Annotated in this window: 12 protein-coding genes; 5 read left to right on the top strand and 7 right to left on the bottom strand. The window is 57.7% G+C overall.

Annotated features, from left to right (window positions below; translation table 11 throughout):
* Positions 1–18 precede the first annotated feature (18 nt).
* A complete protein-coding gene (locus BFP70_RS16620) occupies positions 19–879 on the top strand; it encodes a D-amino-acid transaminase (protein ID WP_066012759.1) in 861 nt (286 codons plus the stop codon).
* Positions 880–965: 86 nt separating this feature from the next.
* Here BFP70_RS16620 and BFP70_RS16615 read toward each other — a convergent pair whose 3' ends face one another.
* Positions 966–1373 (bottom strand): hypothetical protein, encoded by a 408-nt coding sequence (locus BFP70_RS16615; RefSeq protein ID WP_066012758.1) that lies wholly within the window; start codon positions 1371–1373, stop codon positions 966–968.
* Positions 1374–1803: 430 nt separating this feature from the next.
* Here BFP70_RS16615 and uvrB point away from each other — a divergent pair, with 430 nt between their 5' ends.
* Positions 1804–3987: an excinuclease ABC subunit UvrB gene (gene uvrB / locus BFP70_RS16610; RefSeq protein ID WP_066012757.1), complete on the top strand. Its 2184-nt coding sequence runs from the start codon at positions 1804–1806 to the stop codon at positions 3985–3987.
* Between the two features lie 24 nt (positions 3988–4011).
* Here uvrB and BFP70_RS16605 read toward each other — a convergent pair whose 3' ends face one another.
* Positions 4012–4887 carry a hypothetical protein gene (locus BFP70_RS16605; protein WP_066012756.1) on the bottom strand — a complete coding sequence of 292 codons (876 nt, stop codon included), beginning with the start codon at positions 4885–4887 and terminating at the stop codon, positions 4012–4014.
* Positions 4888–4993: 106 nt separating this feature from the next.
* Between BFP70_RS16605 and BFP70_RS16600 the strand changes: the two genes are divergently transcribed.
* Positions 4994–6652 carry an iron ABC transporter permease gene (locus BFP70_RS16600; RefSeq protein WP_066012755.1) on the top strand — a complete coding sequence of 553 codons (1659 nt, stop codon included), beginning with the start codon at positions 4994–4996 and terminating at the stop codon, positions 6650–6652.
* On the opposite strand, the gene hrpB is transcribed toward BFP70_RS16600, so the two are convergent.
* Positions 6649–9096 (bottom strand): ATP-dependent helicase HrpB, encoded by a 2448-nt coding sequence (gene hrpB / locus BFP70_RS16595; protein WP_066012754.1) that lies wholly within the window; start codon positions 9094–9096, stop codon positions 6649–6651. The two genes, BFP70_RS16600 and hrpB, sit on opposite strands and share 4 nt — an antisense overlap.
* Positions 9097–9103: 7 nt before the next feature.
* Complete coding sequence (locus BFP70_RS16590) at positions 9104–9859, bottom strand: DUF3108 domain-containing protein (protein WP_066012753.1); 756 nt, start codon at positions 9857–9859, stop codon at positions 9104–9106.
* Between the two features lie 204 nt (positions 9860–10063).
* Between BFP70_RS16590 and meaB the strand changes: the two genes are divergently transcribed.
* On the top strand, positions 10064–11047 hold the full coding sequence (gene meaB / locus BFP70_RS16585) for a methylmalonyl Co-A mutase-associated GTPase MeaB (protein WP_066012936.1): 984 nt from the start codon (positions 10064–10066) through the stop codon (positions 11045–11047).
* A 143-nt stretch (positions 11048–11190) separates the two neighbouring features.
* Positions 11191–12093, top strand: coding sequence for an MBL fold metallo-hydrolase (locus BFP70_RS16580; protein ID WP_255356755.1), 903 nt, complete (start codon positions 11191–11193; stop codon positions 12091–12093).
* Positions 12094–12140: 47 nt separating this feature from the next.
* Here BFP70_RS16580 and BFP70_RS16575 read toward each other — a convergent pair whose 3' ends face one another.
* From BFP70_RS16575 to rpmB, 3 genes are all read right to left on the bottom strand, one after another.
* Positions 12141–12650 carry a copper chaperone PCu(A)C gene (locus tag BFP70_RS16575; RefSeq protein WP_066012752.1) on the bottom strand — a complete coding sequence of 170 codons (510 nt, stop codon included), beginning with the start codon at positions 12648–12650 and terminating at the stop codon, positions 12141–12143.
* Positions 12651–12690: 40 nt separating this feature from the next.
* Entirely contained in the window at positions 12691–13008 is a 318-nt protein-coding gene (locus tag BFP70_RS16570; RefSeq protein ID WP_083217568.1) for a hypothetical protein, read from the bottom strand.
* Between the two features lie 244 nt (positions 13009–13252).
* Positions 13253–13540, bottom strand: coding sequence for a 50S ribosomal protein L28 (gene rpmB / locus BFP70_RS16565; RefSeq protein ID WP_066012750.1), 288 nt, complete (start codon positions 13538–13540; stop codon positions 13253–13255).
* Positions 13541–13716 lie beyond the last annotated feature (176 nt).

Here is a 13716-nt window from a genome sequence, read left to right as displayed (position 1 = left end):
AATATAGGAGAACAGCAAATGAGCCGCACAGTCTATCTCAACGGAGAGTATCTGCCCGAAGCAGAGGCGAAGGTTTCCATCTTTGACCGCGGCTTTGTTATGGGCGACGGCGTCTATGAGGTGACAAGCGTTCTGGACGGTAAGATCCTTGAATTTCCAGGCCACTCGGCACGGTTGCAGCGCTCGTTGAACGAGCTGGAAATGAAATGCCCGGTCACAATGCCAGAGCTTCTGGCGATTCACCACGAGTTGGTCAAAGTCAATAATATTGACGAGGGCTTAGTCTATCTGCAGATCACGCGCGGCAACCCCGGCGACCGTGATTTTGCCTATCCCGATGACAATGTAGAGCCAACCATCGTGCTGTTTACGCAGGCAAAACCGGGTCTTGCGGCGGATCCAAAGGCAAAGAAAGGGATCAAGGTTATCTCGATTCCGGACCTGCGCTGGCACCGCCGCGACATTAAAACGGTTCAGCTTCTGTATCCTTCGATGGCCAAAATGGCTGCGAAGAAAGCCGGTGTGGATGACGCGTGGTTTGTCGAAGATGGCAAAGTGACCGAAGGATCGTCCAACAACGCCTATATCGTCAAAAATGGTCAGATTATCACGCGCGAGCTGTCCCATGATATCTTGCACGGGATCACGCGGGCGTCGGTGCTGAAAATGGCGGCTGAAGCCCAGATGGAGGTCGTAGAGCGGGCCTTCACAATCGAAGAAGCGCAGAATGCAGATGAGGCATTCTATACCTCTGCGTCCTCTTTCGTGATGCCTGTTGTCGAAATCGACGGAAAAGCGTTGAAAGATGGCAAACCCGGTCCGATCGCAGCCCGTCTGCGCGAGATTTACCTAGAAGAAAGCAAGAAAACCGCCGTTTAATTGCGGACGTAAGATGCGCCAGAGATGGCGCATCTTTTCACAAGCCATGCCTCATGCCTTGTGAGGATAGTTTTAAGATCGGGGCGCTAGCGGCGTATCGTCGCCCTGTCAGCGGGTGCCGAACGGCAAAACCTGAATTGATCGCCAGACAGCTGAGATGGATGCGTGTCTTCGATCACCAATGATGAAAATCCCATAATCTTGACCAATGTGTGCATTCCGTCTTGCACGAATTGAATGTCGTCATGCGTCGGCATCGGGACCGCGTCTTCCAGTTCCAACTCAATTTTCTCGTCGGTTTTCAGAGGGCTGAAATGCGGCAGACGCAGCGCTGTGGAATGCGGTGATGGTCGGTTCCGCCGGGGGGGGAAGGGGGCAAGCGGCACATCAAAACGGGTTTGCGCCGCCAGCAGGCTTAGGCGCCGGGCATGGCTGTGACCGCCCCAATACAGAAGCGTCAGAACGGTCGCAAAAGTTAAGAGTAAAGCAAACATAGTTCTTGATAACTGTTGAGCATGGCCGAACGGTTAATGTTTCGACGAAAAATCGTAGGGGCCGTTTTGACGGCTGCAGACGGGGTGGTCGTGCTATGATCGCATGGGCGGTTCCCCTGTCAGGGTAGTGTGCGACATCGTGCAGCAGGCAAGAAGGGGTGTCGGCCAGCGGGGGGAGCGAGGGGTGGGGTGGGTGCCAGCCGACACCTATTTGCTGCTTGCTGGAACAATATGCGAACAAAATCGGGCCTAAGCAAGCGTGAAATTAGGCAATATATTGAAACTTCACGACAATTCTATATAACCTAGAAAGGTTTTTTTAATGTCTGTGACGCTGTGCCGACCTGCCCGCGTGATCTTGGCTGCGACTGCCTCTTGAAACTTTTATCACCAGCGACAAATCTATATCACCTCCTATTCACGGACCGATATGCCCCATAATAACATCAACGCCCTGACTGAGCGCCCGAATGTTTTGACCCGCCCCAAGCTGGAAGGCGGCAAGCGGTTTGTAATGCATACCGAATTCTCTGCCGCCGGCGATCAGCCGGCTGCCATCGCGGAACTGTCGAACGGGATCCGGGAGTTGGAGCGCGATCAGGTGCTGCTGGGGGCGACCGGCACCGGGAAGACCTTTTCAATGGCGAAGATCATTGAAGAAACTCAACGCCCGGCGATTATCCTTGCGCCGAATAAAACATTGGCCGCACAGCTTTACGGCGAATTCAAAGGGTTCTTTCCGGAAAACGCGGTTGAATATTTCGTCAGCTATTATGATTATTATCAGCCCGAAGCCTATGTTGCGCGCTCCGATACGTTCATCGAAAAAGAATCACAGATCAACGAACAGATCGACCGGATGCGCCACTCTGCCACCCGGTCTTTGCTGGAACGTGACGATGTAATCATCGTGGCTTCGGTGTCATGTATCTATGGTATCGGTTCGGTTGAGACCTATTCCGCAATGACGCAGGATCTGAAAGTTGGGGAATTATACGAACAGCGCCAGTTTCTGGCCGATCTGGTCGCCCAGCAATATAAACGACTGGATATGGCGTTTCAGCGCGGGTCCTTTCGGGTGAAGGGCGACACCGTGGATATGTGGCCTGCCCACCTTGAAGATCGCGCATGGCGGTTTTCTTTCTTTGGTGAGGAATTAGAGGCAATCACCGAATTTGATCCGCTGACGGGGCATAAAACCGACTCGTTTGACCAAATTCGGATCTATGCAAACAGCCACTATGTCACGCCACGCCCAACGATGCAGCAGGCCACCAAAGGTATTCGCAAAGAGCTGTTCCACCGTTTGAAACAATTCAACGACGAGGGCAAATTACTGGAAGCGCAGCGCCTGGAACAACGCACGAATTTTGACCTTGAGATGTTGGAAGCCACTGGCGTTTGCAGCGGGATTGAGAATTATTCGCGCTATTTGACAGGCCGTGGCCCAGGGGAGCCGCCACCAACATTGTTCGAATTTATCCCGGACAATGCGATTGTGTTTGCAGATGAATCCCATGTTACCGTGCCGCAAATCGGTGGTATGTATCGCGGCGATTACCGGCGCAAAATGACATTGGCGGATCACGGATTCCGTTTGCCATCATGTATGGACAATAGGCCGTTGAAGTTTGAAGAATGGGACGCGATGCGTCCACAATCCGTCTTCGTGTCCGCCACGCCCGCGAAATGGGAAATGGAACAAACCGGCGGGATTTTCACCGAACAAGTGATCCGTCCAACGGGCCTGTTGGACCCTGTGATCGAAATCCGCCCGGTCGAGACCCAAGTTGATGATTTGTTGGATGAAATCCGTTTGGTCACGGCCAAGGGTCTGCGGGTGCTCTGCACGACCTTGACCAAGCGCATGTCTGAAGACCTGACCGAATATCTGCATGAACAGGGCATTCGGGTGCGTTATATGCACTCTGATATCGATACGATTGAACGAATCGAAATTTTGCGTGATCTGCGGCTGGGCGCCTTTGACGTGCTGATCGGGATCAACTTGCTGCGCGAGGGGCTGGATATTCCCGAATGTGGTTTGGTGGCAATTCTAGATGCGGATAAGGAAGGCTTCTTACGCTCCACGACATCGTTGATCCAGACCATCGGTCGCGCGGCACGAAATGCGGATGGTCGGGTGATTATGTATGCCGATAAGATCACCGGCTCTATGGAGGCGGCGATGGGCGAGACCAACCGCCGCCGGGCCAAGCAGATCGCCTATAACGAAGAACATGGCATCACACCGCAGACCGTGCGCAAGAATGTCGATGATATTCTGGCGGGCCTGTATCAGGGCGATACGGATATGTCGCGTGTGACCGCCACAGCCGACAGTAAGAAAGTCGGCAATAACCTGGCCGCCCATTTGGACGATATGCGCGCACAGATGCGTAAAGCGGCAGAAAATCTGGAGTTTGAAGAGGCCGCTCGACTGCGCGATGAGGTGAAGCGGCTTGAGGCTGTAGAGCTGGCGGTCTCGGATGATCCTTTGGCGCGGCAATCGGTGGTTGAGGAGGCGGCAGAGCAGGCGTCCAAAGGGCGTGGTCGCTCGACTGCGGGACGCCCGGGACAACGCGGCGGGGTGAAACGGCGCAAGACCCGCTAATCGGGTCTTGGTTTGGGGCTGGCTTTAAGGTGTGATGAATTCCACGCCATCCATCGCGGCAATATCTTCGACATCGGCATCATAAAGGGCGGATAGGGAATCCACCAATTCTTCAGTCCAGCCGGGTAGGGCCGCCTCCACTTCAAGCTCCTCTGGGCGGGCGAATTTTGCCAGAAATGCGGACACGATTTTGCGGCGTTGCAGGATCGATTTTGGCGGGTTGGCGGTCAGATATTCTGCCAGCCGGTCAAACCCGCCTTCTGTCATAATTTGGCGAAGCACAACTTGCTCGCCTTTTAGTGGCTGATCCTCTGGCAGGGCCGACAAGCTGCGCATCACCTCGGGCCAGATCAGCGGCAGGTCCTCGTTACACCACACCACCAATCGCGCGTTCGGCGCCGCCTCTTTCATCGCGGCAATCACGGGGCCCCAGCGCATGTCACGGGGGTCGTGACCATGCATGATTTCATCATAATCGCGGTTTTTATCTCGCGCGACCAAACCAGGGATCAAGGTAGCTGGATTGATTAATGCGATATGGAATTCGATTTCGGCATCGGGAAAAATATTCGCCAGTGGCTGCAATTTACTGGGCACCATCACGTAAAATCCCTGCTCGGTGATCACCCGCTCTGGCACACATAGGAAGAATTCATGGCTAAAGACAATGCGGCCAATGTCATCGCGGTCGGTCACGGCGGCTAAAACGGCCTCTGTCTGACCGGGATCTGCGGATGCCCCTTTCAGCGCCATCAATGTATCGCGCAGCACCAACCGATAGCGGCGCGGATGCGGTACAACCACCCCGTGCTCTGCCAGTTCATTCGGATTACGCGCCAAGGCACGAATTAGCCGATCTTCATCCGTGTTGTGTGCGCCTAGATGGTATACGACCTGCATGATTTTTATATCTTTACCTTCTGAAACTTGTGCCAGACTAGCGGGCCTTTACTAGACAGGCAAACGGCTTTCGGTTTAAGCGCTGTGCATGTCATTGGAGCAGCCCATGCAGATCAAACAGTTGGGGCAAGGTTTGCGACAGTCAGGTTCTGGCCTGTGGTCGTGCTTTGCGCTTGGTATTGCGGCATTTGTCATCGCGCCCATCGTTGCGGTGGTTTGGCTGGCCCTCCACCCGACCGAGAATATCTGGCCGCATCTTCTGTCGACGACTTTGCCGCGCTATTTCGGCAATTCAGCGATTTTGGCGGGTGGAGTGGGCCTGTTGACGGCGGTGGTGGGGGCTGCAACCGCGTGGCTGGTATCTATGTATCGCTTTCCAGGGGCGCGGTGGCTGGATTGGGCGCTGCTGATGCCGCTGGCAATTCCTGCCTATGTTGGGGCTTATGCGCTGGTGGATTTTCTGGATTACGCCGGCCCTGTGCAAATCTTTTTGCGGGACAGTTTTGGCTGGGCGGATGCGCGATCTTACTGGTTTCCGCAAATTCGCTCTCGCTGGGCTGCTATCCTTGTGCTTGGGTTCGCGTTCTACCCCTATACCTATCTCTTGGCCCGCGCGGCCTTCCGCGAACAATCCGGCGCCAGCTATGAGGTTGCGCGTGCGCTTGGCAGCGGCGGTTTTGCGCTGTTTTGGAAAGTCGGCCTACCGTTGGCGCGCCCAGCGATTGCAGCAGGGGCCGCGATTGCCATGATGGAAACAGTCGCGGATTTCGGGGTGGTCGATTATTTTGGTGTCCAGACTTTGACCACGGGTATTTTTACGACCTGGCTAGAGGCAGGAAACACAGGTGGTGCTGCGCAGATCGCAACTGTGATCCTTATGATCATATTTGCGCTTTTCGCATTGGAAAAGATCAGCCGCCGCAATTCGCGCTATTATCAATCGGCCCGGCATGCGCGCCCGGTGATCGCGCAGCGTCTGACCGGTTGGGCGGGGGTGGGGGCATGTGTGATCTGCCTGATCCCGTTGCTGGCTGGGTTTGTGCTGCCTGTTGCGGTGATCATGTCGCATGCGTTGGCCAACCCGGACGCATGGTTTGGCCCCGGCCTTGGGCGGGCGCTGTGGCATTCGATTGTCACCGGCGCTGCTGCTTCGGTGATCTGTGTGGCAGCGGGTCTGGTGATGGTCTATGGCGTGCGGCTGTCAGGGCGGCGTTTGCCGCGTCTGGTGCTGCCGCTGACCACTTTGGGATATGCCGCGCCGGGCGCCGTTTTGGCAGTGGGGATTTTGATCCCCTTAGCGGCATTTGACAACCGTTTGGCGGATTTGATCTTGGCGCTGACTGGCTATGATCCGGGACTGATGCTGACCGGCACGGGGGCGGCGATTGTTTTCGCCTATGTGGTGCGGTTTTTTGCGATTGCCCAAGGCGCGGCGGATTCAGCCTTTGGACGGGTGTCTCCCTCATTGCCGATGGCTGCGCGGTCACTGGGGCGCAGCAATGGCGGGGTGCTTGGCTCCGTCTATTTGCCGTTGATGCGCGGCTCTGTCGGGTCGGCGCTTTTGCTGGTTTTTGTGGAATGCGTCAAAGAGCTGCCAGCGACGATGCTGCTTCGCCCATTCAATTATGAGACATTGGCAACCCGCGTGCATGACCAAGCCAGCCTTGAAAATTTGGGAGACGCCTCTCCGCCTGCGCTACTGGTCTGTGCGCTGGGGCTTTTGGCGGTGGCGGTCCTGGCGCGGACGCTGGCGCGCAGGTCCTAGGTGCCGCGCGGCTTGGCGCGTAGGGTCGGATCTTCGGCGCGGGGATCTTCGGGCCATAAGTGGCGTGGGTAGCGCCCGCGCATATCCTTGCGCACATCGGCATAAGAGCCATCCCAAAATCCGGGCAGATCCAACGTGACCTGTATCGGCTTATGCCCCGGTGACAGCAAGGTCACGCGCAATGGCAGGCGGCGCGGGCCGACCGTCGGGTGTTGTGTGGTGCCAAACATTTCTTGCAGGCGTAGCTCAATCGATGGGTGGTCGCCGGAATAATCAATTGGCACCTCACGGCCCAAGGGGGTTTTGAAACGCGCGGGCGCGAGGCGGTCAATCCTTTGAAGTGCCTCCCAATCCAAAGAGGCACGCAGCGCCTCTGTGATGTCCAGCTTGCGCAGCTCGGCTTCGCTGCGCTTGCCGCCCAGATATGGTAGTAGCCAGTCTTCTGCCCGTTCAAGCAGGGCTTGATCCGAAAAATCAGGCAAGGGATCCCCCTCGTCGCGCAGCAATGTCACGCGGGCCTGAAAACGCCGTGCGGCCGGGGTAAAGGGCAGCCCAATTTGGCGCAGCCCGTCCAGCGCACCACGCGCCAATGCTTCTTTCGGGGCGTCTTTCCAGATCCGATCATCAAGAACCAACGCGCCGAAACATTCCTGCCGCCGGGCAATTACCTTTGCGTCGCGCCGTGACCAGGTGCAGCGGTCCTTCCAGTGGATCTGATCGGCATATAGCCGGCGCAGCTCTGCTTCGGTCAATGCAATGGCCTGGCGCAGCTTGGCTTCGCGCGGGTTGCCATCGGTATCGGTCACGGTGATCAAACGTTGTGCACCCAGCGGATCATCCGCTTGTGCGACCGCACCCTTGCCACCCGACAGAACAAAGCGAGGCTCATCGCCCTTGCGGTGCAATCCGATCCGGTCAGGATAGGCCAGCGCCGCCATTTCTGCAAAGGAATAGTCATCTTTGGGCGCCGGGGCCATCCGTGACAGGCGCTTGGCTTCCTGGCGAATACGCTCCACCGAGCCACGGTCCAGCGCATAGGGGCGCGTTGCGCTGAAACGTTTAGGATCTGTGATCGCCTCAAGGCGCAACGTCAGATCGCAGGGCGCGCCGCGCAGCAGGTCACGGTCTGATAAAAGCGCGGCCAATGGCGCAGCCTTGGCCCCGGCGCAGCTTAGCATATGTGCCAGACGCGGATGCAAGGGCAGGCGCGCCAAGGCTTGGCCATGTGCGGTGATGCCCGTCGTGTTCAATGCGCCAAGATCACGCAGTAAGGTGCGGGCTTCATCCATCCCGGCATCGGGAGGCGGTGTCAAAAACGCCAGATCGCTGCCATCTGATCCCCATACCGCCAGCTCCAGCGCTAGACCGGACAGGTCCGCGACCTCGATCTCGGCGGGGGGGAAGGCGGGCAAAGCGCCCTCGGCGCCTTTGGTCCACAGTCTGTAACACACACCCGGCGCGACACGTCCGGCACGGCCACGGCGCTGTTCGGCCTCGGCGCGGCTGACTGGTTCCGTGACCAGACGCGCCATGCCAGAGCCGGGATCAAAACGCATCCGTCGGGCGCGCCCCGCATCCACGACAACGCGCACATCTTGGATCGTCAACGATGTTTCTGCGATCGAGGTCGCCAAGACCAGCTTTCGCCCCGTGGTGGCCGGTGCGATCGCGGCCCGCTGGGCGGAAAATTCCATTGCGCCATAGAGTGGGCGCAGCTGGATTTCGTCGGGCAGCGTGCCTTGCAGCCGCGCCTCAAGGCGGCGGATCTCACCTTCGCCGGGCAAAAAGACCAAGATCCCACCTTCGGTCTGTGGTACGATCTCATGGATCAGCCCGGCCACCGCATGTTCCAACCGTGCCTTGCGGTCCACCGGGGTGTTCAGCCAGCGCGTTTCCACCGGAAAGGCCCGCCCCTGCGAGGTGATGATCGGCGCGTCGTCCAGCAGTTGCGCCACCGGTTGTGCATCCAGCGTGGCCGACATGACAATAATCGCCAGATCGTCACGTAACGCACCGCGGACTTCCCATGTCAGGGCCAGCCCCAGGTCGGCATTCAAAGAGCGTTCGTGGAATTCATCAAAGATCACACAGCCGATACCAGACAATTCGGGGTCCGATTGCAGCATCCGGGTCAAAATGCCCTCAGTGACCACTTCGATCCGTGTTCGGGCCGATGTTTTGGCCTCCCCGCGGATGCGGTAGCCTACGGTTTCACCGACAGGTTCGCCCAGCGTATCCGCCATACGTTCAGCTGCTGAGCGTGCGGCAAGCCGCCGCGGCTCTAACATCAAGATCCGTCCCTTGATCTGGTCCAGCAGCGCCAGTGGCACGCGTGTTGTTTTGCCCGCTCCTGGCGGGGCCATCAAAACGGCGCGCCCATGGGCGGCAACAGCGCTGCATAGCTGCGGTAGCACGGAATCAATCGGTAAGGCGGTCTGTTTCACACCGCCCTTATTGCCGTTTTAGCCGGGCTTTTCCATAGACGGTATCTGTTGAAATCTCGACAACCTGTAATCGGCCATTGGGTGCGGGCGCGTAGGTCAAGGTGAAAGGAAAACGTGACTTTTCTTTCATGTCATTGTCTGAAAATCCGGCAACCCTGCGATATTCGCCGCGACAGCTGAGCATCTGCCCGCTGGTTTCGGGCTGCGATAACTGCACAGAAGACCGGCGTGCGCCGTCGAAAATCGCCACGTTCAGCTTGCACGCAGCGTCACGATCAACATCGCGCAGCACCGCATAAAGCGCGGTCAATGGATCGACGGTGCCGTTTTGCTGGCGCGGGTCAAGATCACGGTCATCGCGCGGGCGTGGCGGCACTTTGGCCACCGACACCGGGGTGCCAGATTTATAAACGATGGTATTGGAGGATTGGCGCGATGGGGTGTCGGCATTTTCTTCATAGCGCATCGGTGCGAAACGCGTGCCATCGGTATGGCCATTTACCGTGGTGTCATAGCGCAGCTTGCGAATCGCACCGATCAGACCGGTGGTTTTCAACGTGCCATTCGCACCATAGCCATCACCGACGATCTTGCCATTGATCCGCAGTTCTGCGGCGCGGATCCCTTTTAGCGTGACGTCAAAAACAATATGGTCTTGTTGGTCGGCCCTTACGGGTGCGGGCAGCAGCGAAAGTGTCAAGGCGACCAAGGCGGCGCTTGCAACCGCAGTGCCGTGCAGAAATGCTGGTCGGGTCTTCAACATGGGGTGCGTTCCTTGTGCGGGCGCATAGTGCGATGAGGATTGGCATGATATTAGTCGGTAGTGATAGCAGGACATAGCCTGTTCGGCACTGGCGCGAAATTGCCACTCCGTCACGTTCCGGTGACGTTGGGGACGGTTCGTGATAGCGCGTCGCAAAAGCAGGCAACAGATAGGCAGACCCGGAAGGCAGGCGATATGGCCCCGATGACAGTGGCGCAGATGGGCGCAAAAATCGCAACAGGCGACCGGCGTGCCTTGGCGCGGGCGATCACATTGATTGAATCGTCGCGCCCCGATCATCGGACGCAGGCGCTGGATTTGTTAGCGGATGTGACCGGCGCGGGGCGGCAGGCCTTGCGTATCGGCCTGTCTGGAACGCCGGGTGTGGGCAAGTCCACTTTTATCGAATCCTTTGGGTTGATGTTGACAGGCCAGGGTCTGCGGGTGGCTGTTTTGGCGGTCGACCCTTCGTCTGCGCGGTCGGGGGGGTCGATTTTGGGCGATAAAACCCGGATGGAGCGGCTGTCGCGTGATCCGCTGGCCTTTATTCGCCCCTCTCCCAGCCAGACCCATCTGGGTGGCGTGGCCCGGCGCACCCGCGAGGCGGTGTCGCTTTGCGAGGCGGCAGGGTTCGATGTGATCTTGATCGAAACCGTGGGTGTGGGCCAATCCGAGACATTGGTGGCCGAAATGGTCGATCTGTTTGTTTTGCTCATGGCCCCTGCGGGCGGCGATGAATTGCAAGGTGTCAAACGTGGCATCATGGAGATGGCCGACCTGATTTTGGTCAATAAGGCGGATGGGGATTTGCGCGCTGCTGCGATGCGCACTGTGGCCGATTACGCCGGGGCGCTGCATCTGTTGCGTAAGCGCCCTTATGATCCGCCAAAATTCCCAAAGGCATTGCCGGTCTCTGCGATTGAACAGGCGGGCATGGAGGCCGCATGGGCGGATATGCAGGCCTTGGCACAATGGCGCCGCGATCAGGGGCATTTCGTGCGCCGCCGGGCAGAGCAGGCCCGCCACTGGTTTGAAACAGAGGTGCGCGAGGGTCTGTTGGCGCAATTGACTGCCGATCCCGATCTGCGCGCAAAAATGGCAGATCTGGGCGCACAGGTTGCCGAAGGCCGGGCCGCGCCAACCGCGGCCGCAGCCGAGGTCCTGTCGGTTTTGCCCAAACTATCGTGACGTGACTTTATGCGTTTCACGCAGGTGGCGTCTTTTACGCGGTGTTTTGGGCTGGTTTGGCGTGACAGATGCAACCACGGCGTTAGTCTGAAGGTATTTGGACCTTGTGGCGCCCGCCGCAGGCCGAACCGCAGGAGTGCGCGATGCCCCGCTTGCCTTTCGTCCCATTTGGTCTGGTGTTTAGTGCCGTTTTGGCCGCCACCTGTATGAAAATTGCGCCGGTGCAGGCGCAGACTCAGCTGCTGCCCCAGACTCCGCAGGTGCAGCCCGATCGCACCTCCACCGGGCGCATACCCAGCCATTGCATTGCCTTGGCCGATGCGACGCCCGGCATCGAGTATTTACATCATGCGCAATTCACCGATGCGGTGCCGCCGTCATCAATTCGTATCCAATACATTGAGCATTCTGAATTTTTGTTGCGCACGGTGGGCGGGCTGTCGGTTGTGACTGATTACAACGGGTATATCGGGCCGACCGTATTTGTGCCTGATGTGGTTACGATGAACCATGCGCATTCCAGCCATTGGACTGACGATCCGCCCAAGGCTGTGCGCCATGTGCTGCCGGGTTGGCACGATCAATACGGGCTTGCCGCAGATCATTATCTGGATCTGGGCGAGATGTTGATCCGCAATGTGACCACCGATATCCGCTCATTCGGATCCGTCGAAGAAAATGGTAATTCGATCTTCGTGTTCGAAGTCGAAGGCCTGTGTGTAGGGCATCTGGGCCATCTGCATCATGAACCAAATGCCGCGCAATATGCGGCGTTGGGGCGGCTGGATGTGGTTATGGCAGCGGTAGACGGGTCAATGACGGTGGATCAGGCGACGATGGTGCGGATCCTGACCCGGTTGCGGTCGTCCATTGTGATACCGATGCACTGGTTTGGCCGTGGCACATTGGATCGCTTTTTAGCGCAGATGGGGGGGCAGTTTGATATCGTCCGGCCCGGCGGATCTGCATTGACGGTGTCGCTGTCGACCTTGCCGCAAAGGCCGACAATCGTTGTGCTAGAACCAGAGCTTCTGCGTGATCCATGATCAACTGTGCAGCCGTAAAACCGCACAGAATATCGCGCAGGCCAGTGTCAGTGGCTGGTTTTCATCTTGTCATGGGTCATGGCGCCGTGATCCATTTCCCCATCGCTATTGGGTGTGCGGGTCAAATCGACCGGGATGTCGACAGTGATCTCGCCGGCATGTTCAAAACGCAATGTCACGGGAACAATGTCGCCTTGTGCCAGCGACCGGTTCAGCCCTAGGAACATGACATGATCACCGCCACGCGCCAGCGCATGATGGCCATGTGCCGGGATCGTAAAGCCCTGCGGCACATGGGTCATGGTCATCATGCCATTGCCGTCATCTTTATGTGTATGCAGTTCAACCCGCTGCGCCACGTCAGAGCGCACGTCAATCAGCTGATCGGGCATGTCCCCGGTGTTTTCAATTTGCATGAAGGCCGCACCTGATTTTGACATCGATGTCGAGACGCGAATATAGGGGCTGGCAACGGCGATATCGGCAAAGCTTGCGGTTGTCAGCGCGGGCAGTGTCAGGGCTGCGATCATCGCGCCCATCATAAATTTCGGGACCATTTGGACCTCCAGCAATATGTCTAAATTCGGAAAGCGTGGATTAAGACAGTGCAGGCGGGTCACGGGCGCGGCGGTGCGGCTGGGTTTGGGCGATCAACAATGGCGTATCAGGCCGGTTGATTTGATGGGCCTTGGTGTCGGGGCGGCGCGGCTGCTGCTGCGCCATATCAACCGCAACCAGCCAATTCAGCGCCATATCCGGGCAAATCTGTGGGCGGTCGATGGGCTGGCCTTGGGCGTCGACATGCACCGTGGTCACGCCGGTTCCGGTGCACAGCACAATCTGTCCCGCCACGCGTGCCTGTCCGCGCGCCACGGCCATTTGCAGGCTTGTCACGGCAAGCAATGCGCAAAGCATTACTGAAAGCACTGGGTGAGATAGGCGCGGTATCATCGGGGCAGGTTAAGCCCGAGAGATTAAAAAACCAAGCTTGTTGTCAAATTCAGCGCGCCAAAACGGCACGCTTAGATTGCACTGACACCCGGGCGTAGCCACTGATTGCCAAAAGGTGCGCCCAAATGAAAACAGCCCGACGAAATGTCGGGCTGTTTAATCGTTTATAGGGTGACCAATTCGTCAGACCCTAAAGCTAAACGCGAAATCAGGCAGCTTCCTGCGATTTTGCGATGGCTTTTTTGATTTTCAATGCTTTATCCGACAGCTCAGCGTCTTTTGCTTTGGCAAGATACGCATCCAGACCACCGCGGTGATCGACCGAGCGCAAGCCATGTGCCGAAACACGCAGCTTGAACGACTGGCCGAGCGACTCGGACAGCAGGGTAACATCGTTAAGGTTCGGCAGGAAGCGGCGACGCGATCTGTTTTTCGCGTGGCTCACAGTGTTGCCCGTCATCGGGCCCTTGCCGGTAAGTTCGCAAACGCGCGACATGGCATCATCCTTCGTTTCGATATGGGCGAGGTGCCGCCCGTTCTTCAACACTAAAGGACGCCGCTACGCAGCGCCCGGAATTCTGTCCGCGGGGCATATGACGAATTGCGCAGCGGGTCAAGCGATTCATTCCAGCTTTGGTGTGCTGGCCCCGATTTTCGCCCATATTTACCAGA

This window comes from Thioclava sp. SK-1 (assembly GCF_001705665.1).
Taxonomy (GTDB): Bacteria; Pseudomonadota; Alphaproteobacteria; order Rhodobacterales; family Rhodobacteraceae; genus Thioclava.
The sequence above is the reverse complement of the archived record's forward strand: the minus strand, read 5'-3'. Positions and strand labels throughout refer to the sequence as shown.